At 63.5% G+C, this 19,785-nt stretch carries 15 protein-coding genes; 8 read left to right on the forward strand and 7 right to left on the reverse strand.

Going from position 1 to position 19,785, the window contains the following annotated elements; all coding sequences use genetic code 11:
- Positions 1 to 3: 3 nt before the first annotated feature.
- Complete coding sequence (locus LZ496_RS04425; RefSeq protein WP_249903377.1) at positions 4 to 3,264, reverse strand: intermembrane phospholipid transport protein YdbH family protein; 3,261 nt, start codon at positions 3,262 to 3,264, stop codon at positions 4 to 6.
- Between the two features lie 125 nt (positions 3,265 to 3,389).
- Here LZ496_RS04425 and LZ496_RS04430 point away from each other — a divergent pair, with 125 nt between their 5' ends.
- Together LZ496_RS04430 and LZ496_RS04435 are read left to right on the forward strand one after the other, a co-directional pair.
- Positions 3,390 to 4,070, forward strand: coding sequence for a JAB domain-containing protein (locus tag LZ496_RS04430; protein ID WP_249903378.1), 681 nt, complete (start codon positions 3,390 to 3,392; stop codon positions 4,068 to 4,070).
- Between the two features lie 50 nt (positions 4,071 to 4,120).
- The gene (locus LZ496_RS04435) at positions 4,121 to 4,633 is read left to right on the forward strand and encodes a cupin domain-containing protein (RefSeq protein WP_249903379.1); all 513 of its coding nucleotides are present in this window, start codon (positions 4,121 to 4,123) and stop codon (positions 4,631 to 4,633) included.
- Positions 4,634 to 4,691: 58 nt separating this feature from the next.
- Here the strand turns inward: LZ496_RS04435 and LZ496_RS04440 are convergent, their stop codons facing one another.
- A complete protein-coding gene (locus tag LZ496_RS04440) occupies positions 4,692 to 6,272 on the reverse strand; it encodes a toll/interleukin-1 receptor domain-containing protein (protein WP_249903380.1) in 1,581 nt (526 codons plus the stop codon).
- A gap of 221 nt (positions 6,273 to 6,493) precedes the next feature.
- Between LZ496_RS04440 and purB the strand changes: the two genes are divergently transcribed.
- From purB to LZ496_RS04455, 3 genes are read left to right on the forward strand one after another with little or no spacing between them, the layout of a single operon-like run.
- The gene (gene purB, locus LZ496_RS04445; RefSeq protein ID WP_249903381.1) at positions 6,494 to 7,816 is read left to right on the forward strand and encodes an adenylosuccinate lyase; all 1,323 of its coding nucleotides are present in this window, start codon (positions 6,494 to 6,496) and stop codon (positions 7,814 to 7,816) included.
- A 14-nt stretch (positions 7,817 to 7,830) separates the two neighbouring features.
- Positions 7,831 to 8,280 (forward strand): carboxymuconolactone decarboxylase family protein, encoded by a 450-nt coding sequence (locus LZ496_RS04450; protein ID WP_249903382.1) that lies wholly within the window; start codon positions 7,831 to 7,833, stop codon positions 8,278 to 8,280.
- A 26-nt stretch (positions 8,281 to 8,306) separates the two neighbouring features.
- On the forward strand, positions 8,307 to 9,125 hold the full coding sequence (locus tag LZ496_RS04455) for a GAF domain-containing protein (protein WP_249903383.1): 819 nt from the start codon (positions 8,307 to 8,309) through the stop codon (positions 9,123 to 9,125).
- Here the strand turns inward: LZ496_RS04455 and dnaJ are convergent.
- The 4 genes from dnaJ to fabD form a co-directional block, all read right to left on the reverse strand.
- Positions 9,114 to 10,241 carry a molecular chaperone DnaJ gene (gene dnaJ, locus LZ496_RS04460; protein WP_436286452.1) on the reverse strand — a complete coding sequence of 376 codons (1,128 nt, stop codon included), beginning with the start codon at positions 10,239 to 10,241 and terminating at the stop codon, positions 9,114 to 9,116. The genes LZ496_RS04455 and dnaJ overlap by 12 nt on opposite strands.
- Before the next feature lie 64 nt (positions 10,242 to 10,305).
- A complete protein-coding gene (gene dnaK / locus LZ496_RS04465; RefSeq protein ID WP_249903384.1) occupies positions 10,306 to 12,243 on the reverse strand; it encodes a molecular chaperone DnaK in 1,938 nt (645 codons plus the stop codon).
- A 193-nt stretch (positions 12,244 to 12,436) separates the two neighbouring features.
- The gene (gene fabG, locus LZ496_RS04470; protein ID WP_249903385.1) at positions 12,437 to 13,174 is read right to left on the reverse strand and encodes a 3-oxoacyl-[acyl-carrier-protein] reductase; all 738 of its coding nucleotides are present in this window, start codon (positions 13,172 to 13,174) and stop codon (positions 12,437 to 12,439) included.
- An 85-nt stretch (positions 13,175 to 13,259) separates the two neighbouring features.
- Positions 13,260 to 14,198: an ACP S-malonyltransferase gene (fabD, locus tag LZ496_RS04475; RefSeq protein WP_249903386.1), complete on the reverse strand. Its 939-nt coding sequence runs from the start codon at positions 14,196 to 14,198 to the stop codon at positions 13,260 to 13,262.
- 88 nt (positions 14,199 to 14,286) lie between these two features.
- Between fabD and LZ496_RS04480 the strand changes: the two genes are divergently transcribed.
- The gene (locus LZ496_RS04480; RefSeq protein WP_249903387.1) at positions 14,287 to 15,627 is read left to right on the forward strand and encodes an APC family permease; all 1,341 of its coding nucleotides are present in this window, start codon (positions 14,287 to 14,289) and stop codon (positions 15,625 to 15,627) included.
- A gap of 55 nt (positions 15,628 to 15,682) precedes the next feature.
- Positions 15,683 to 17,005 carry an APC family permease gene (locus LZ496_RS04485; protein WP_249903388.1) on the forward strand — a complete coding sequence of 441 codons (1,323 nt, stop codon included), beginning with the start codon at positions 15,683 to 15,685 and terminating at the stop codon, positions 17,003 to 17,005.
- Here LZ496_RS04485 and LZ496_RS04490 read toward each other — a convergent pair.
- Positions 16,947 to 18,116: an aromatic ring-hydroxylating oxygenase subunit alpha gene (locus LZ496_RS04490; protein WP_249903389.1), complete on the reverse strand. Its 1,170-nt coding sequence runs from the start codon at positions 18,114 to 18,116 to the stop codon at positions 16,947 to 16,949. The genes LZ496_RS04485 and LZ496_RS04490 overlap by 59 nt on opposite strands.
- Before the next feature lie 77 nt (positions 18,117 to 18,193).
- Between LZ496_RS04490 and LZ496_RS04495 the strand changes: the two genes are divergently transcribed.
- Positions 18,194 to 19,783: an alpha-amylase family glycosyl hydrolase gene (locus LZ496_RS04495; RefSeq protein ID WP_249903390.1), complete on the forward strand. Its 1,590-nt coding sequence runs from the start codon at positions 18,194 to 18,196 to the stop codon at positions 19,781 to 19,783.
- The last annotated feature ends 2 nt before the right edge of the window (positions 19,784 to 19,785 follow it).

A 19,785-nucleotide genomic window follows, 5' to 3' on the forward strand; every position in this document is an offset into this window, starting at 1 on the left:
TCCTCATGGTTGCTTCGTGGGGGTTGGAGTGATTTCCTGTTCGACCGGGGTCTGGCTCTGCTGCTCGCTCTCTTCGCGCCGACGGGTTTCGACGACGATGCCCGGGACTTCATCCAGCGGTCGCGGCAGCGCGGGTTCGATCACCTGGGTCGGATCGCGGAAGCTCTTCGCCGTGGCGATCAGGGCACGGAACGGCCCCTTGATCGTGACATTGAAGTTGAACGGGATGCGGTTCACCGACTTGATGAATTGCTGCGTGCTCGTATTGCCCAGGCCGACGCCTTGAATGGCCAGCCTCGTCGCGAATTCGCCGTCCAGATAGCCGTCCAGACGGATGATCATCGATCGGAACTTGAGATCGCGCAGCGCATCGAAGGCGAGGCTGCCCATCATGCCGAGGTCAGCCTTGTTGACTACGCCGTTGTAGGAGAGTGTCCCGCCACCTTCGCGACTGTCGAGCCGGCCGCCGACGATGCGGCCGCCCTCATCGTCGAAGATCATCGGCAGGACGCCGTCGAAGGTGCCGGTCGCGCTGATTTCCTTGAAGCCCATGGAATCGACGAAGGTCTTGGCGTCCAGGCCGACCACTTCGAATGTCAGGCGCTTCGGGCTGGGCCGGCCGAAGTTCAGTATCGTTTCCTGAAGGATCAGCTGTCCGCCCATGAACGGCCATTCGCCACGCTCGATCTTGACCAGATTGTCGGGCAGCAGCTGGTACCGGATCACCCCATTCTCGACGAGGATGCCGGCGTTGACGCTCGCCAGGCTGACCGTCTGGCCGGGCGCCGTTTGCAGGCCCAACAGGTCGGTGAAGCGGATCGTGCCGGTCAACCCCGTGACCGGGCCGAAGCTTGCCGCGAGGTCCATGCCATGGGCGGTGAATTCGCCCGTCGACGTCACTTCGCCGGAACCGGTCCAATTGATCTGGCCCTGACCGCTCAGCCGGCCCATGACGAGTGCGACCACGCCTTCGGAGAGCCGGGTCAACTCTTCCGGCTGCAGGCCCGGACCGAAGGTGACGCCCGGTACGTCCAGCACGGCATTGCCGTTACCGTTATCCAAATTGTGCTGGATGGTTACGTCGGTGATCTTGGTGCCGCTGGCCGGATGATGCAGGGACCCGGTGGCATTGATCTTCCCGTCGGCCATGACGAGTTTCATGTCGTCGCTGCGCAAGGGGTAGAAGTTGGGTTGCTCCACCCGGTGAGCGAGCAACATGCCGCCGGAGATCGACACACCGCCGTTCCCCATCCTCCAATCGCCGCTCGCTTCGCTGACGAGGAGCGGAACTCGTCCGAGCGTTGCGGTTCCACCGCTGAATGTACCGACGCCCTTGTAATTGCCCTCCAGCCGGGCCGCGTCGATCGATACGGGCGAATCGGCCCGCCCCATTCGCACTGCCAAGTCCGCCAGTGCGAACCGTTCCGTCAGGAGCCTGGCTGAGGACGCGGCCGCGCTGAATGGCGATTGACCCATGCTGCCGACGAAACGAGGCCGGTTGAGGTTTGCGCCGAACTGGATCGCGCCGCCCCGCCCCTGATAGGCAATGGCGGGGCCGATCGGGCATACCGGCAAGCGGGCCGGGTTAAGGCGAAGGCTGCCCATCTGGAAGCTTGCGAAGCTGGCCTCAATGCAGCGCTTACCGAACGTGAATTTGCTGGAACCGCCGAAGCTGGCGTCGATCGGCAGGCGAAGTCCCCGCACGAACCCTCCAGGCACCGGGCCATCGAGCAATGCGACGGTTTGCAGCTGGGTCGAGCCGTCGCGCCCAGCGGCGAAGCGGATCGGCGCCATCGCCAGCCGGGTGTTGCCGACCCGGTAAGGCGCGATGGTTGCTGTCCCGCTCATCGGGGCACCGCTCCGCGGTTGGGACAAGGCGATCCTCGCCGTCGGCAGACCTCCGCCCTGAAGTGCGAAATTGCCGTCGATCCGCATCTTGCCCGACGGCCAATAGTAAGTGACGCCGTCGCCACCGCTCGCCTGGATCTTTGCCCCGGTCGGAGCAGCCGCGTTGGCGGTTTCGATCCGGATCGCTCCTCCCCCCCGCTGATTGACGAGCCGTAGCGACCCTTCGACGTTGAACCGGCCTATTGCCCGCCGGATGGAATTCGAAATCGCCAGGCCGATCGGGCCAAGCGGTGTGCCGTCCAACGCGGCCAGCGGATCGACGAGCATGGTAAAGAGCGAAGGATTTACCCGGACGTCATTGGCGCCATAATCCCCGATCGCGACCAGTCCCCCCGCTCCTGCTTCGAGCCGGTAGCGACCTTCGAACCGGGTACGTCCGGCGGCAATGCGGTCGAGGCGGGACTGTTGTGCGAGCAAATCGATCCGCCCGAGTGCGCGGGCGGGCGTTCCGTTGAACGTCAGGTTGCTGACGACCCCGGCCATTCCGTTCGCGCCAGCCTGGAAGTTGGCCATGGTCAGGCGGCCACCGCCCCTGAAACTGTCGAAGCCTTCGGCGAAGCTGGAATCGATTTCCATGCGCGGCTGGGCGAGAAGCAGGTTGCTGGACGGGCAGCTTAGCGCCTCGGCACCGATCGGACCTTTGACATTCGGACGGCGCGCCGTGACACCAACGTCGACGTGGGCGCGGAAGCGATCGAGATTGCAGGCCCCGAACTTCAAGCCCGGAGCCGACGCCGCGAGCTGCCCGGCGAACCCACCCGACAGATTGCCCTCACCTTGCAGCGCGAAGCCCATTGGTCCGTAGGGGGTAGCGAGCGCAATCGTCGCGTCGCGGGCATCGACTGAGATATCGGGAAGCCGGAACGGCTTGCCGCTGGGCGGTGGCAATAGCTTGTCGACCTGGCCCCAGGTCACTCGACCGTCCGGCAGAAGCCTGCCCTTTAGCCGTACGCCTCGCGCCGCGATCCGATAGACCTCGAAGCTTCCGTTCCACAGGATCCTGAGCTGAATGACCGCCCGGCGAACCGTCAGATCGGGTTTGGCCGGATCGCCAATGACCAGGTTGCTGATTTGCTGGGTTCGAAAGCCGACGCGGTCGAGCGTATAGCTGCCCTGCACACCGCGGCGCTCCAGCTCATCCTTGATGAAATCGTCGGCGATCGGCTTTCGCCATACCCACAGCGCGGCGGCGGCGATGACCAGCAGGATGATGAATAGGAGCAGCCCGACCTTGGTCAGCCGCCAGGCTCGATGCCAGCCGCTTCGGTCGTGCACCACGACCTGTTCGACGAGCGCGCCATGTTGCGGCGCCACGCGGACATGCTCGGCATTACCCTGTTCCTTGTCCGCACTCATCCCGGTCCAAAACCTCCCGGATCGCCGATCGTTCCGTTACCGCATCGATGCGGCGTTGCATGGGAAACGCGCTTTGCCTAGCCTAGGCTCCGCTCGGGATTGTGGGTTTTAGTGGGAAAAGCCGCTTGGCTGACGTTCCGAGTAGTTCAAATGGACATCGTTCCCGCCTTCGCCAGCGCCTGTTCGAGGGTGGTGGAAAGGCGCTGCTCGACCATGAGCTGGTCGAATATCTACTGGCCCTTGCAGTCCCGCGCCGCGACACGAAGACCCAGGCCAAGGAGCTGATCGCGCGGTTCGGAGGGATCGGTCCGCTGCTGTCCGCCTGTCCTGTTGCCCTGCGCCGCGAAGGACTGAGCGAAGGGATGATCGGAGCGCTCAAGATCGCCGAGGCCAGCGCGTTGCGCATGCTCGAGACGCGGATCGAGGGTCGCCCAATCCTGTCGAGCTGGGATGCGCTTGGCGACTATCTCCAGGCAGCCATGGCCCATTCGCCCATCGAGGAAGTGCGGATCCTTTTCCTCAACGCCCGAAACATGCTGCTCGCCAATGAGTCAATGTGGCGCGGCTCGGTCGACGAGGCCCCGGTTCACGTTCGCGAAGTGATCGGCCGTGCGATCCAGCTCGGAGCGACCGCGATCATCATCGTCCACAATCATCCGTCCGGCGACCCTTCTCCCAGCAGCCAGGATATCCGGATGACGAAGGAACTGATCGAGGCCGGCCGCCACATGCGGGTTACGGTCCATGATCATGTCATCGTCGGCTTGCGCGGGCGCAGCAGCATGAAGGCGATGGGGCTGATCTAGCCGGAAGCCGACACTCGACCGCGTTCGGTTGTTCGTCCGTAGAAGCATGTTTGAGCTCGGTTGAATTGGCGGCCAACCCAATCGGCAAGACATCCCGTTACCTCGGAGGCTTCCAGATCATGCCGGTTTCTATCCAATTAGCGGCGCTCCTTCTCGCTTCCGCCTCCACGCCAACGGAGACTGCGCCGGATCGGGCGATGATCGTGAAGGCCTTCGACGAGGTGGTGTTCGTGCCGATCATCAAGTCCCGGCCCGATGGTCCGCAAATGGGCGTCCTGCGCGGCAATCCCAATGAGGGGCCGTCCGACATGATCCTGAAAATGCCCAAGGGCCCGGGCACCTTGCACACCCATACCGCCGACTATCACCTGACGATCATCAGTGGCGAAATGAAGCATTGGGATGCTTCCAGTGACGAATCCAAGGTCCGTCCGCTCGGCCCGGGGAGCTACTGGTTCCAGCCCGGCGGCGAACCGCACGCCGACGCCTGTCTGTCCGACGAGTGCGTGATGTTCATCCACTGGTCCGGCAAGCGCGACGGGCAGTTGTACAAACCTCAGTAGTGTGATGAAGGCGACCCAAATCAGCCGTGGCGGAAGATCGCTTCGGCGGCCCTACCTGCTACGCTCGACGATAATCGGCGTTGGTCCCAGCCTGTTGCCAGTATCGCGTGAGGCCAATCTCATTCACCAGACCTTCGAAACGAGCGTCGGCTCGCAAAGCGCGCATTGTCGGCAGGAACAGGAATCGCGTGTCACGCGCGTCCAGCGTCACGTCTGGACGGCTGGTCGCGGATGCCCGATCGGGGATCGAGAAACCGCGCGAAAAATAATAGGCGTCCGCGATTTGAAAAGCTTCGTCGGCGAAGCCCGTCATTCCCAAATATTGAATAGCCATTCTGGCCAGCCAAGCGGCTTCCCGGGACTGCTGCATCAAGGCGCTCTTCGCCGCCTCGCGGTCGGACGGAGCGTTGCTGACCAGCGCCCGCGCCACTGCCGCTTGCAAGGCTAGCTCCTCCGGCGGGATCGATGCTGGCTTGTTCGCTGGATCCTGGGTCATTGCCAGGGCTGCGCCAGGCTGGCCACCCGTCAGCAGCATGTCGAACCTGGTCTGCCATATGACCTCATGCGTCCGGTAGATGGAGTCGGCTTCCTCCAATACCCTATCCGCTTCCTCTGTCTTGCCTGAGCCCCAAAGCGCCTGGATGTGCCAGCGATACTGGTTGGGAGGTGGCGCTTCATCCCTGATCTTTTCGAAGAGCTCGCTCGCTTCAGACAGCCGCCCGACGAGCGTCAGCAGCCAGCCTAAACAGAAACTCACCAGCCACTTTCCTGGCTGATCGCTGACTCCTCTACGAAACTCCCGCTCCATCAAAAGCCAGTTGCCTCGCATCGGCCGCGCGTAGGCGACCGCGGATCGCCCGTAGGCGTTTCTTGGATCAAGTTGCAGGGCCCGCTGGCCGGCTTCATGAGCCCGCTCCCAAATGGCCGTTCGCTCCGATGCGGTGACAAACCAATGAGCACGGTCGGCATAGGCAACGCCGAGGAAGCCCCAGGCGTCCGCATTGTCGGGCGCAACCGTGGTCGCGCGGCGGTACAATCCAATCGCTTGAGCATTGCCCTCGCCGGAGCCTTGGGTCCAGGCCTGCCGGGCCTTGCCAAACAGCGCTTCGACTTCGGGCGGGTTCGAAGGCTCCTTCGCGCGAAGCAGCAGGAAGCCGGTCGCGCCGATGGCGGCGACGGCACCGCCGACGACCAGCGTTCGACGCGCCAGCGCCGGTGCCGGTGCTGCGTGTTTTTGCGGTGGGATGTCACGGACTTCCCCGGTCCCTGGGGCAAGCTCGTCGACGGCCTGCTGTAATGCACGCATCCCCGTCGAACTCGCCCGAAGGCCCGAGCCGGACAGGTCGATGGTCTGATACTGTCGAAATCCCAACGGCGCTTGTGATCCATCCACGGTAACCGGCACCAGCCGTCCAGAGTCGCGTCCGCTTGCCGCCTCGTCCCGCACCCAGGCACTGTCGATGGAGTGTTCCGACCATAGAACCACGACGGCATCGGCCCGCATCAGCGCCTGCTCGATTACCTTGCTGTACTGGGCCCCGCCCTTGATGTGGCGGTCCCACCATACGGAATGCCCAGCGCTTTCCAGCGCAAGCACTATCGTCCGCGCCTTATCGCTGTCATCTCGATCGTAGCTCAAGAATACGCTAGCCAAGAGCGGCCCCTAACTAGAACGGCAAAAAACTGCGCTAAAAACCGTCGACAGACAAGCGGGGCTAAAGCGCGCAAGCCATCATTGGACTGATCTCCCGCTCATGTCCGCTTTCCACCCAATGCGGTCGTAAGCGTCGCCCAATCGTTGCCCCACCGCCTTACCCTTGCTAGGCGCGCGGCAATTCCACGCTAACGCAAAGGCCCCGCATGGTCCCCCGCTATTCCCGTCCCGCGATGACCGCCATCTGGTCGTCGGAGAACCGCTATCAGATCTGGTGGGCGATCGAGGTGTTTGCCGCGGAGGCGATGGGGAAGATCGGGATGATCCCGGCCGACGACGCCGCCACCATCCGCAAGGCTTTTGACGCGAACGTGCTGGGCGAGATCGACGTCCCGGCGATCGACGCGATCGAGGCGGTCACCAAGCATGACGTGATCGCCTTCCTGACCTGGGCCGGCGAGAAATTGGGGCCGGAGCGGCGCTGGTTGCACCAGGGAATGACGTCGAGCGACGTTCTCGACACCAGCCTGGCGGTGCAGCTGATGCAGTCGGCGGACCTGCTGCTTGAGGATCTGGACCAGCTGTTGGCAGTGCTGAAGCGGCGGGCGTTCGAACATAAGCTGACCCCGACGATCGGCCGCAGCCATGGCATCCATGCCGAGCCGGTGACCTTCGGCCTGAAGCTGGCGCAGGCATATGCCGAGTTCGACCGCAACCGGGCCCGCCTCAAGGCCGCGCGCGACGATATCGCAACCTGCGCCATTTCCGGCGCCGTTGGCACCTTCGCCAACATCGACCCGGCGGTCGAGGAGCATGTCGCGAAGGAGCTGGGTTTAACCCCCGAGCCGACCTCGACCCAGGTCATCCCGCGCGACAGGCATGCCATGTTCTTCGCGACCTTGGGCGTCGTCGCCTCGTCGATCGAGCGGCTGGCGGTCGAGATCCGCCACCTGCAGCGGACCGAGGTGCTGGAGGCCGAGGAATATTTCTCGCCGGGCCAGAAGGGCAGTTCGGCCATGCCGCACAAGCGCAACCCGGTGCTGACCGAGAATCTGACCGGTCTTGCCCGGGTGGTCCGTTCGGCGGTCGTCCCGGCGATGGAGAATGTCGCGCTATGGCATGAGCGGGACATCAGCCACTCGTCCGTCGAGCGGTTCATCGGGCCGGATGCTTGCATCACGCTCGACTTCGCACTGGCCCGCCTGACGGGCGTCATCGACAAGCTGCTGGTCTATCCCGACCGCATGCAGAAGAACCTCGATAAGATGGGCGGCCTCGTCCATTCGCAGCGGGTGCTACTGGCGCTGACACAGGCCGGGCTTTCCCGCGAGGACAGCTATGCGCTGGTGCAGCGCAACGCGATGAAGGTGTGGGAGTCGGACGGACAGCTGTCGCTGCTTGACCTGCTCAAGGGCGATGCGGACGTCACGGCCAAGTTGGATGAAGCACAGCTCGAGGAGCTGTTCGACCTCGGCTATCATTTGAAGCGCGTAGACCAGATTTTCGAGCGCGTGTTCGGCGCCGCCTGAAAGGAGGCTCGGTCATGACAATGCGTCTGAATTACGGGGTCGTCGCTCCCGAAGCGATCAAGGCGATGATGGGCCTTGAGCAGACGGTCGAGGCGATGGGGCTGGACCGGAAGCTTGTCCACCTGATCAAGCTTCGCGCGTCGCAGATCAACGGCTGCGCTTACTGCATCGACATGCACAATAGAGAGGCGCGGCACGACGGCGAGCGGCAGCAGCGGCTCGACCTGCTCCCCGCCTGGCGCGAGACCAATTTCTTCGACGAGCGGGAACGCGCGGTACTCGGCTGGACCGAAGCCTTGACCCTGATTTCGGAAACCAATGCGCCCGATGCCGATTATGAGGCATTGGCAGCGGCGTTCGATGAGAAGGAGCGGGTCGCGGTGACGCTTGCGATTGGGGCGATCAATGCGTGGAACCGGATCGCCATCGGCTTTAGAACGCCCGTAGCCAGGGCCAAGGAATGACCCCTTTCATGTTGCTCGGAGCGTAAATGGCCGCCGTTCAGCCTTGTGCCCTGTTGCTGGTAATCGGACCCGACTGGCACGTCGAAACCGTAAGCGCCAATGTCGGCATGCTGGGCGATATCCGCCCCGCGACCGTCGTCGGCCAACCTCTTGCCGATGTGATTGGCAGCAAGGCCATTCATAGCTTGCGCAATCGCCTCGCGTGGCTGTCGAGCGACGAGAGCGAAGTCCAGGATTATGGCGTCGAATGGGGCGACGTGATGCTCGACATCCGTGCGACCGGCGACGACGGCCGCTACCTGATCGAGGCGGAGCTGGCGGCGGAACCGCGACTGCCGGACGGCATTGGCATGGTTCGTTCGATGAGCGACCGCCTGACCGGAAACGAGCCGGTGGAGCTGGCAGGCCAGGCCATGCGGCTTCTGCATTCGCTGATCGGGTTCGAAAAGGTGGTGATCTGCGACGATCTGGGCGCGGTGATCGCTTCCAACCTGAAATCCGACACTGAAGGCACCTTCCCGACCACGAATGGATCGCGCCTCATTGCCGATCGGGACGCCGAGCAAGTGCCGCTGGTTGGCAACGAGGAAGACGAGCTTCTGGCCAAGGCCGCCTATCTTGCCCCCGGGGCTGAAGAGGTCGAACGGCTGGCCGGATTGGGTATCGCATCGACCATGTCGCTGCCGCTGCGTATCGACGGCGAACTGGTCGCCTCGCTCCATGCCTTCAACTCAACGCCAAAGCGCATTGGGGCCGAGCGGCGCTCAGTGGCACATTTGTTTGCGGAACGGCTCGTCGCGCGGATGGCGCGCCGAGGGTGGGGCAAATATGCCCTAACCCCCTAAGGCGTCCTTGATCCGGCGGAAGAAGCCCTTGCTTGCCGGGCATTCGTCACCGGTCTCGGTGTCGCGGAACTGCTCGAGAATGGCGCGCTGATCCTTCGACAGCTTGGTCGGTGTTTCGACCAGGATCCTGGCCATGAGATCGCCTCGGCCGCGGCCGTTGAGAACGCTCATGCCGGCACCCCGCTGGCGGATCGTCTCGCCCGACTGGATGCCCGCCGGGATCTTCAGTTCGATCCGCTCGCCGTCGATGCCTGGGATGGTGATGCAGCCGCCCAGCGCTGCCGTTGTGAAGGTGATCGGCGCCTCCGCCACGAGGGTCGTCCCGTCGCGGCCGAAGATGGAGTGGCGCTTCATGTGGACGAACAGGTAAAGGTCGCCCGCCGGCGCACCGCGCATCCCGGCCTCACCTTCTCCGGCGACGCGAATGCGCGTGCCTTCGTCGACGCCGGCGGGAATGTTGACGTTGAGCTTGCGGGTCTTGAGCGCTCGGCCTTCGCCTTCGCACGACGGGCAGGGATCGGCGATGGTCTGGCCCGAGCCCATGCAGCCGGGACAAGTCCTTTCGACGACGAAAAATCCCTGTTGCGCACGAACCTTGCCCGCGCCGCCGCAACTAGGGCAGCTTTGGGCCGCCGTATGACCGCGCGAACCCGATGCGTTGCAAGCTTCGCAGGCGGCAAGCGCCTGTACGGCGATCGTCTTCTCGATGCCCGAATAGGCCTCTTCCAGCGATAGCTCGAGGTCGTAGCGAAGGTCCGAGCCGCGGGCCGCGCTGGCCCGCTGCGCGCGGGGATCCATGAATTCGCCGAAGATCGACGAGAATATGTCGGAGAAGCCTTCGAATCCGCCGCCGCCTGCGCCGCCGAAGGGACCTTGCCCATTCGAGCCATTCTGGAATGCGGCGTGGCCGAAGCGGTCGTAGGCCGCGCGCTTTTGCGGGTCCTTCAGGACGTCATAGGCCTCATTCAAGGCCTTGAAGTGCGCTTCCTTGTCGGTGCAGCCGCCATGGCGGTCGGGATGGCAATCCATCGCCGCCTTGCGGTAGGCCGCCTTGATCGTCTTGTCGTCGGCTCCCTTGGGGACGCCGAGCAGTTCGTAATAATCCGTGGCCATCATTCCCCACCCATGACGAACGGCGCCGACCGATTTTCATCCGCCGGCGCCGTCAATGTCATGACCCTCAGGCCTTCTTGTCTTCGTCGACTTCCGAGAATTCGGCGTCGACAACTTCTTCATCAGCCGGAGCGGCTTCGGCGGTTGCGTCGGCCGACTGGGCCGTCGCTTCCTCGCCGCCAGCGGCTTGCGTCTTCTCGTAGATCGACTGGCCAAGCTTCATCGCCGCCTGGGCCAGCGCCTCGGTCTTGGCCTTCATCGCCTCGGCATCACCGCCTTCGACAGCGGTCTTGGCCTCGGCAACCGCGGCCTCGATCTCGCTCTTCAGCGCATCATCGACCTTGTCGCCATGCTCCTTCAGCTGCTGCTCGGTCGAATGAATGAGGCTTTCGGCCTGGTTCTTCGACTCCGCAGCGTCGCGGCGCTTCTTGTCTTCTTCGGCGAACTGTTCGGCTTCCTTCACCATCTGGTCGATGTCGTTATCCGAAAGGCCGCCCGACGCCTGGATGCGGATCTGCTGTTCCTTGCCCGTGCCCTTGTCCTTGGCAGTGACGTGGACGATGCCGTTGGCGTCGATGTCGAACGTGACCTCGATCTGCGGGACGCCGCGCGGCGCCGGCGGAATTCCGACCAGGTCGAACTGACCAAGCGCCTTATTGTCGTTGGCCATCTCGCGCTCGCCCTGGAAGACGCGAATGGTGACCGCATTCTGATTGTCGTCCGCGGTCGAGAAGGTCTGGCTCTTCTTCGTCGGGATGGTCGTGTTGCGGTCGATCATCCGGGTGAAGACACCGCCAAGCGTCTCAATGCCCAGCGACAGCGGGGTCACATCGAGCAGCAGCACGTCCTTGACGTCGCCCTGCAGGACGCCGGCCTGGATGGCAGCGCCCATCGCCACGACTTCGTCAGGATTGACGCCGGTGTGCGGCTCGCGGCCGAAGAATTCCTTCACCACTTCGCGGACGCGCGGCATGCGGGTCATGCCGCCGACTAGGACGACATCGGCGATGTCCTTCGCCTCGATGCCGGCATCCTTCAGCGCCTTGCGACACGGCTCCAAGGTCCGGTTGATGAGGTCGGCAACCAGCTTTTCCAGGTCCGCGCGGCTGATCGTTTCAACGAGGTGCAGCGGGGTCGTCGTGCCGCCTTCCATGCGGGCGGTGATGAACGGCTGGTTGATCTCGGTGGTCTGGGCCGAGCTAAGTTCGATCTTGGCCTTTTCCGCGGCTTCCTTGAGGCGCTGCAGGGCGAGGCGATCGGTCTTGAGGTCGATGCCTTCCTTTGCCTTGAACTTGTCGGCCAGGAACTCGACGATCTTGGCGTCGAAATCCTCGCCGCCGAGGAATGTGTCGCCGTTGGTCGACTTCACCTCGAACACGCCATCGCCGATCTCAAGGACCGAGACGTCGAAGGTGCCGCCACCAAGGTCGTAGACCGCGATCGTCTTGCCCTCTTCCTTTTCCAGGCCATAGGCGAGCGCAGCCGCGGTCGGCTCGTTGATGATGCGCAGGACTTCAAGGCCGGCGATCTGTCCGGCGTCCTTGGTCGCCTGGCGCTGGGCATCGTTGAAGTAGGCGGGAACCGTGATGACGGCCTGGGTAACCGTTTCGCCGAGATAGGCTTCGGCGGTTTCCTTCATCTTCTGGAGCGTGAAGGCCGAGATCTGCGAGGGCGAATAATCCTTCCCGCCGGCCTGGACCCAGGCGTCGCCGTTCGCGCCCTTGACGATCTTGTAGGGCACCAGCTCGGTGTCCTTCTTGGTGATCGGATCGTCAAAGCGGCGGCCGATGAGGCGCTTCACCGCGAAAACGGTATTGTCGGGATTGGTGACCGCCTGGCGCTTGGCCGGCTGGCCGACAAGGCGTTCGCCGTCCTTGGTGAAGGCTACGACCGACGGGGTCGTACGCGCGCCTTCAGCATTCTCGATAACCTTGGGCTTTCCCCCCTCCATAACCGCGACGCAGCTATTGGTGGTACCCAGATCGATCCCGATCACTTTCGCCATATTCTAATCCTCTTACTTGCCCCTCATGGATGCGCTGCCCAGCCATCCACGAATTGATGTTTCGCGGGCGATATAGGTCTGCGATTTCAAGCGACAAGGGTGACATCAAACTCGTCATTCCCGCGGAAGCGGGAACCTAGATTTTATTTTTTGGGGCTGGGTCCCCGCTTTCGCGGGGATGACGAAGTGAGGGTCAGGGCATCGCCATCCCACCATTGACGTGCAGCGTCTGGCCAGTGACGTAACCCGCCTCGTTGCTGGCAAGATACACCACCGCCGCGCCGATATCGTCGCCGCTGCCCATCGCGCCGGTCGGGATCTTGGACAAAATCCCTTCCTTCTGAGTGTCGGTCAGCGCGTCGGTCATCGCCGAAGTCATGAAGCCCGGCGCGACGCAATTCACCGTGATTCCACGGCTCGCGACTTCCTGCGCGAAGGCCTTGGACATGCCGATGAGGCCGGCCTTGGAGGCGACATAGTTCGCCTGCCCCGGATTGCCAGTCACGCCGACCACCGAGGTGATGTTGATGATCCGGCCATGCCGCGCCTTCATCATCGGCTTCATCGCCGCCCGCATCAGTCGAAAGGCGCCTTCAAGATTGACCTTGATGACCTGGTCCCACTCCTCGTCCTTCATTCGCATGGCGAGGTTGTCGCGGGTGACGCCGGCGTTGTTGACGAGGATGTCGAGCTTGCCGAGCGCCTCGACGGCACGCGGGACGAGCTGATCGACCTCTTCAGGGTTCGACAGGTTGCAGACGAGCGTCACATGGTCGCCGCCAAGCTCCTTGGCGAAAGCTTCGAGCTTGGCTGCATTGGAACCGGACAGCACCAATCGGGCACCTTGAGCCGCGAGCGATTTGGCGATCGAGCTGCCAAGGCCGCCGCTTGCGCCGGTTACGAGAGCCGTCATTCCGGTGAGGTCAAACATTCTCACTACCCCTATTTCCGTCATGCCAGCGAAGGCTGGCATCCATGTTGATCGACCTGGGCCCCAGCCTTCGCTGGGGTGACGGTCAGTGCAATTCCTTGGCCAGCGCCTCAATGTCTTCGATCGTGACGACGCTGGTTACCTTGGCGTCCGGCGCAATGCGCTTCACCATCGGGCCGAGCACCTTGCCGCCCAATTCGACGAATTCTTCCACACCAGCGGCAGCCATGTTGGCGACACTTTCGCGCCAGCGGACCATGCCCGTCACCTGTTCGACCAGCTGGTTGCGGATCGTCGACGGGTCGGCGACCGCTTGCGCGGTGACGTTTGCAAATAGCGGCACCGCGGGCGCCAATATGTCCGTGTTGCCCAGTGCGTCGGCCATGGCATCGGCCGCGGGCTGCATCAACGGGCAGTGGAAGGGCGCGGATACCGGAAGCGGCAGGGCGCGCTTGGCACCCATATCCTTGGCGAGCGCGATGGCGCGGTCGATTGCGCCCTTGTGGCCGGAAATGACGACCTGCGAGGGGTCATTGTCGTTAGCGACGGTGCAGACCTCGCCTTCCGCAGCAGCCGCCGCGATCTTCTGGGCAAGCTCAAGGTCCGCGCCAAGAAGCGCAGCCATCGCGCCCACGCCCACGGGCACGGCCGCCTGCATCGCCTGACCGCGCAGCTTCAGCAGCTTCGCGGTTGTCGCAAGGTCGAAGGACCCGGCCGCGGCCAGCGCCGAATATTCGCCGAGGCTGTGGCCCGCGACGAAATGAGCTGACTTCGCAAGGTCGACGCCGCCTTCCCGGGTCAGCGCTCGGAACACCGCCAGCGCATGGGCCATGATTGCCGGCTGGGCATTCTCGGTGAGCTTAAGATCGTCATCCGGCCCTTCGCGCATCAGCTTGAAGAGATGCTGGCCAAGTGCCTCGTCGACTTCGGCAAAGGTATCGCGAGCGGCGACGCTGGCCTGGCTCAAGGCATCGCCCATGCCGACCGATTGGCTGCCCTGCCCCGGAAAAAGGAATGCGCGCATCGAAATCCCTGTTGTTCTGTGCTTAAGTTCGCGGGCGGACTAGGCCGGTCAGCCAAAATTGCCAAGTGCGCTCGGGGGAGAAGCAATAATGAATGAAGCAGAGAACGGCCGGCAGCTTGGCTTCTGGATGTGCCTTGCGTTGGTCGTCGGTACCTTCATCGGTTCCGGTATCTTCCTGCTTCCCGCAGAACTGGCGCCCTTCGGCTGGAACGCAACGATCGGCTGGATGGTCACCATCTCGGGCGCGCTTGGGCTGGCTTATCTGTTCGGCCAGCTGGCACGCACCCTGCCCTATGCCGGCGGCCCCTATGCCTATGTCGGCGAAGCATTCGGGCCGCTGCCCGCATTCGTGGTTGCCTGGAGCTATTGGGTTTCCCTTTGGGCAGGCAATGCGGCGATCGCGATCGCGGCAGTCAGCTATCTGTCGCTGCTGATCCCCTCGCTTGCCGGCGTGGCTGCGTTTGCCGCAATTGCGATCCTATGGGCGCTGACCTTGCTCAATTGCGTCAGCGTCCAGGCCGGCGGCCGATTTCAGATGCTCACCGTGGGCATCAAGCTGGTGCCGCTGCTCGTCGTCATCATCATCGCTGCCTATGTGGTGGGGGCCGACCAACCGACTGCTACGCCAAAGTTCGATTCCGCCCAGATCAGCCTTTCCTCGGTCAATGCAGCGGCGGCCCTCACCTTGTGGGCGCTGCTGGGGTTCGAGGCGGCCTCGATCGCGTCGCGTAACGTCAAGGATCCGGCCCGCAACGTGCCGCGCGCGACCATCATCGGAACGCTTATTGTCGGCGTGCTATACCTGCTGGTCGCGACGCCGGTGACAATGTTCCTGCCGCAAAGTGAAGTGGCAGGATCCAACGCTCCGTTCGCATTGTTCGTCAGCCACTATTGGAGCCCGACGTTCGGCTCGCTGATTGCCGTTTTCGCCGCGGTCAGCGCGATGGGCGCACTCAACGGCCTGATCCTGATCCAGGGCGAATTGCCGCTCGCCATGGCTCGTGACGGGACATTTCCCCGCTGGTTCGCTGTAACCGCGTCAAACGGCGTTGCCGTGCGGGCCCAGTTGCTATCGTCCGGCCTCGCGACCTTGCTCGTCGCGGCTAACTATGCGCGATCTACGTCTGCGCTGTTTGCCTTCATGGCCCTGCTGTCGACCGCGGCAGCACTGATCCTTTACCTGTCCTGCGCTCTCGCGGCCGGGCGGCTGCAGCTTTCCGGCCGCCTAAAGGGGCCGTGGATCGTCCTGCCGATTGTTGTGTTCGCAAGCATCTACGCGATGTGGACGCTCTATGGCGCGGGCACGGAGCCGATCGCCTGGGGCGCGCTGCTGCTGATTATCGGAATCCCGGTCTACTTCGGGATGCGGCTCAATTCCCTTTGGTCCAGCCCGGCGCAGGCGCCCGCACCGGCCGCACCGCCGGAGTGAGCGGCGAATACAGTCCGCTTAGTTAGCGTTTGACCCGTCGAACTGGGGAGGATCGATGATGAACGACGCAGGCGAGAAGCAACTCATCGGCTACTGGATGACCTGGGCGCTAGTCGTCGGGACGATCATCGGCGCGGCGATCTTCATGCTGCCGGTCGCCCTCGCCCCGCTCGGCCGCAACGCACTGATCGGATGGATCGTCAGCGGCGTCGGCGTACTGTGTATCGTCTATGCGCTCGCCCAGGTGTCCAAGTTCAGCGGAGAGGGCATCCAGGCCAATATCGAGCGGGAGTTCGGGCAGACGACCGGGTTCCTCGTCGCATGGGCTTTCTGGGTGTCTAATTGGGCGGCACAGGCCTCGGTCGCGATTGGAGTGGCGTCGGCATTGTCGTTCATCGGGCCGCAGTTCGGTGGCCCGCACCTGGTCCTGCCGGTCGCGATCGGCTGCGTCCTCATCCTGACCGCGATCAACGCGACCGGCGTGCGCTCCGCCGGCGGCCTTTCGCTGGTGACGGTGGCCATCAAGATATTGCCGCTGCTGGCCGTCATCTGGCTGTTCATGGAGCGGGGCGCGAGCGGGGGCGAGTATGAGCCTTTTGCGCCAATGCCCGTCAGCTTCGGCAATATTGCAACCGCAACCGCCCTCACCTTCTTCGCGCTGACCGGATTCGAAACCGCGACGACACCGGTCGGAAAAGTGCGAGACGCAGGCCGAACGGTCCCGCGAGCGCTGCTGGGCGGCACCGCATTCGTCGTCCTGCTCTACATTGCCGCGGGAACGAGCATCCTAATGCTTCTGCCTGCCGACCTCGCCGCCAACTCGCCGGCACCGTTCGCCGACGCCCTGGTGGCCCGGTGGGGCCATGGAGTTGCGGTAGTCGCGGCGATCGCCATTGCGATCAGTGCCATCGGCTGCCTCAACGGATTAATCCTCGGCACCGGAGAGCTGGGCTATTCAATGGGGCTTCGGGGCGATCTTCCCGCCAGAATGGCGCATACCCGCGGCGCCAATACGCCGGTTTTCTCGCAGTTGGTCGCGGCCGGGCTCACCATCCTCCTGCTGGTCGCCAACAGCAGCCGCGCCACCGTCAATCTTTACACCTTCGTCGTGCTGCTTTCGACGGCGGCGCTGATCCCGGTCTATTCGATCGGCGCCTTTGCCGCCTGGAAGTCGAGCACGGCGATCGGCGCCAGGTCGATCATCATCGTAGCGCTGCTGTTCATCGCGTTCGCGACGTATGGGATTGGCCTTGAAGCCGGCCTTTGGTGCCTGGTGCTGCTAGCCGCCGGCTTGGTAATCCGGACCGCGATGCGGCGGCTTAATTCCCGCGCGTCCAGCCCGGCGCAGGTGGCCGCTCCAGCCTCGCCTCCGGAATGAGTCCGCGGAGCTTCCGCGAGAAGCTCCTCAGGCACACCTCGCTCTTGCCGAGCGGTCCCGGGACATAGGTGGGGCTGGCCATGCCGTGTTGGACGCGGCTGATCAGCTCCGTGTCCTCGGCATTGACCCGGCGGTTGATCCGCCAGTTGAGGAAGCGCGCAGCTCTCATCTCCCGCCGGTCGTCGGGAAGCGCATAGCTGATCTCGCGAATGACGCTGGTCGTCGCGGAGACCGGCAGCCACTGCATGAAGTCGACCTGGTCCGGATAGATGTCGAACGCCACGCAGGGGAACAGCTTGTAATAGAGCCATTTCCGGCGGTGCGTCGGCGGCAAATGCTCGGCCTCCGGGAGCAGGCGCTGATAGGCACGCTCGGACGGATTGGACGATTCATCGTCGCGAAGCTCGCCCTCCATCCGGTCGACCCAGTCCTGTGCCTCGATGCTGTAACGCTTCCCAAACAAACGGGTCAGGCCGGGATGACCAACGGGGATGTGGAGATGGTCCGAATAATTGTCCGCAATCGTCTTCCAGTTGAGATCGCGCGGGCGGAGCGTGACGCGGCCGATCGCGCGCAAATCCTCGAAGCGATATGGCGCCACCTCATGCTCGTAGGGCGCCATCATGTCATGGACGGAGGGCAGGCCCTCTTCCAGCCGGACGAACAGGAAGCCGCGCCAATTTTCGAGCGCGACCGAAACGAGGCCGAGCTTTTCGACCTCAAGTCCCGGATATTCGTGCCGGTGCATGACGCCGACAAGCCGTCCGTCGCGGGCATAACTCCAGGCGTGATAGGGGCAGGTCAGTACCTTGGCGCAGCCGCCCTCGCCGTCGACCAGCCGCGAACCGCGATGGCGGCAGACGTTGGTGAATGCGCGGACGTCGCCGTCGTCGCCGCGAATGACGATGACGCTTTCGCCAAGAAAATCGATCGTACGCCACTCGCCCGGATTGGCGATCTCGCTTTCGTGGCAAACCACCTGGGGCGAGGCGCGAAGGAAAGCGCGCTTCTCCGCGTCGAAGAATTCGGGATCATGATAGAGCCAGCCCGGCAGGCTCACATCGTCCAGCGGATCGGCAGTCGGGTGGATGCTCTTGAGGTGCGTCGCCATGCCCCGCCCTTTGCCACTTGGCAGCGCTCCCGGCAATCAGGGTGGCACCGGTCCCGCCCTGCCGCGTTGCACAGGCGATGAGCAATAATCCGGCCGACCTTGCGCCCGCCCCCTGGTGGGAGCGTGGGGTCCTTTATCAAATTTATCCGCGCTCCTTTCAGGACAGCGACGGCGACGGAGTCGGCGACCTCGCTGGGATCGAACGGCGGCTGGACTATTTCGTCGATCTCGGCGTCGATGCGATCTGGCTGTCGCCCATCTTCCCCTCGCCTATGGCCGACTTCGGCTACGACGTTTCGGACTATGTCGGGGTCGATCCGCTCTTCGGTTCGCTTGAGGATTTCGACCGGCTCTTGGCTGCGACGCACCGGCGCGGCCTGAAACTGTTGCTCGACCTGGTACCCAACCACAGCAGCGACCGGCATGCCTGGTTTATCGAAAGCCGGTCGTCGCGGGATAATCCGAAGCGGGATTGGTACATCTGGCGCGACCCCGGCCCCGACGGCGGCCCGCCCAACAACTGGATAAGCGATTTCGGCGGCTCGTCATGGGAATGGGATGAGACCACCGGCCAATATTATCTCCACGCATTCCTGAAGGAGCAGCCGGACCTCAACTGGCGCAATCCCGAAGTTCGGGCGGCGATGCTCGACGTGATGCGCTTCTGGTTCGATCGCGGAGTCGATGGGTTCCGCATCGATGTGCTGTGGCACATGGTGAAGGCCGAAGACCTCCGCGATAACCCGCCGAACCCCGACTATCGGCCGGGGATGGGTGATATGAACCGCGTCCTGCAGTTGCATTCGACGGACCAGCCGGAGGTGCATGAGATTGCGGCGGAGATGCGATCTCTAGCCGACCAGTTTGGCGAACGGCTGCTGGTCGGGGAGATCTACTTGCCGGTCGAGCGGCTGGTCCGATACTATGGCGTCGATGCGCCGGGCGTGCACCTGCCCTTCAATTTCCAGTTGATCGACTTGCAGTGGAATGCGGCTGCAATCGGCGAAGCCATTCAAAGATATGAAGAAGCTTTGCCGGCCGGCGGTTGGCCCAACTGGGTGCTGGGCAATCACGACCGGCCGCGGATCGCGGCGAAGGTCGGCGAAGCGCAGGCACGCGTTGCGGCGGTGCTGCTGCTGACGCTGCGAGGGACACCGACCATTTATTATGGCGACGAGATTGGCCTCGCCGATGTTTCGATTCCGGCGAACGAGGTCAAAGACCCGCGCGAGCTGAGGGAGCCCGGAATAGGTCTCGGTCGCGATCCTGTGAGAACGCCGATGGGCTGGGACGGCTCGCCGCATGCCGGGTTCACGAGTGGCAAGCCGTGGCTTCCGCTCCACGTCGATTGGCCCAGGCGGAATGTCGAAGCTGAAATCGCCAATCCGGGATCGATGCTTGGTCTTTATCGCGCACTGCTCGCGCTGCGTCGTTCCGAAACGGCACTTTCCGAAGGCGGTTTTGAACTTGTGAATTCACAAGACGATGTGCTCGCCTACCGCCGCAGCCAGGGCGATACCTGCATCTTTGTCGCGCTGAACCTGTCGGGCGAGCGCCGGGCCATCACCCTTCCCTCGGGTGAACTACTCCTGTCGACGATCGACCATGGCGAGTCCGACGGCTCCCTTCGCCCAAACGAAGGCATCATCCTGCGCATGGCGGACTGACC

The organism is Sphingomonas caseinilytica (assembly GCF_023516455.1).
Taxonomy (GTDB): domain Bacteria; phylum Pseudomonadota; class Alphaproteobacteria; order Sphingomonadales; family Sphingomonadaceae; genus Sphingomicrobium; species Sphingomicrobium caseinilyticum.

Coding starts and splice junctions, on each gene's coding strand:
- dnaK (WP_249903384.1), bottom strand. CDS start 12,243: ATGGCGAAAGTGATCGGGATCGATCTGGGTACCACCAATAGCTGCGTC.
- fabD (WP_249903386.1), bottom strand. CDS start 14,198: ATGCGCGCATTCCTTTTTCCGGGGCAGGGCAGCCAATCGGTCGGCATG.
- LZ496_RS04450 (WP_249903382.1), top strand. CDS start 7,831: ATGACAATGCGTCTGAATTACGGGGTCGTCGCTCCCGAAGCGATCAAG.
- dnaJ (WP_436286452.1), bottom strand. CDS start 10,241: ATGATGGCCACGGATTATTACGAACTGCTCGGCGTCCCCAAGGGAGCC.
- LZ496_RS04495 (WP_249903390.1), top strand. CDS start 18,194: ATGAGCAATAATCCGGCCGACCTTGCGCCCGCCCCCTGGTGGGAGCGT.
- fabG (WP_249903385.1), bottom strand. CDS start 13,174: ATGTTTGACCTCACCGGAATGACGGCTCTCGTAACCGGCGCAAGCGGC.
- purB (WP_249903381.1), top strand. CDS start 6,494: ATGGTCCCCCGCTATTCCCGTCCCGCGATGACCGCCATCTGGTCGTCG.
- LZ496_RS04490 (WP_249903389.1), bottom strand. CDS start 18,116: ATGGCGACGCACCTCAAGAGCATCCACCCGACTGCCGATCCGCTGGAC.
- LZ496_RS04425 (WP_249903377.1), bottom strand. CDS start 3,264: ATGAGTGCGGACAAGGAACAGGGTAATGCCGAGCATGTCCGCGTGGCG.
- LZ496_RS04480 (WP_249903387.1), top strand. CDS start 14,287: ATGAATGAAGCAGAGAACGGCCGGCAGCTTGGCTTCTGGATGTGCCTT.
- LZ496_RS04455 (WP_249903383.1), top strand. CDS start 8,307: ATGGCCGCCGTTCAGCCTTGTGCCCTGTTGCTGGTAATCGGACCCGAC.
- LZ496_RS04485 (WP_249903388.1), top strand. CDS start 15,683: ATGATGAACGACGCAGGCGAGAAGCAACTCATCGGCTACTGGATGACC.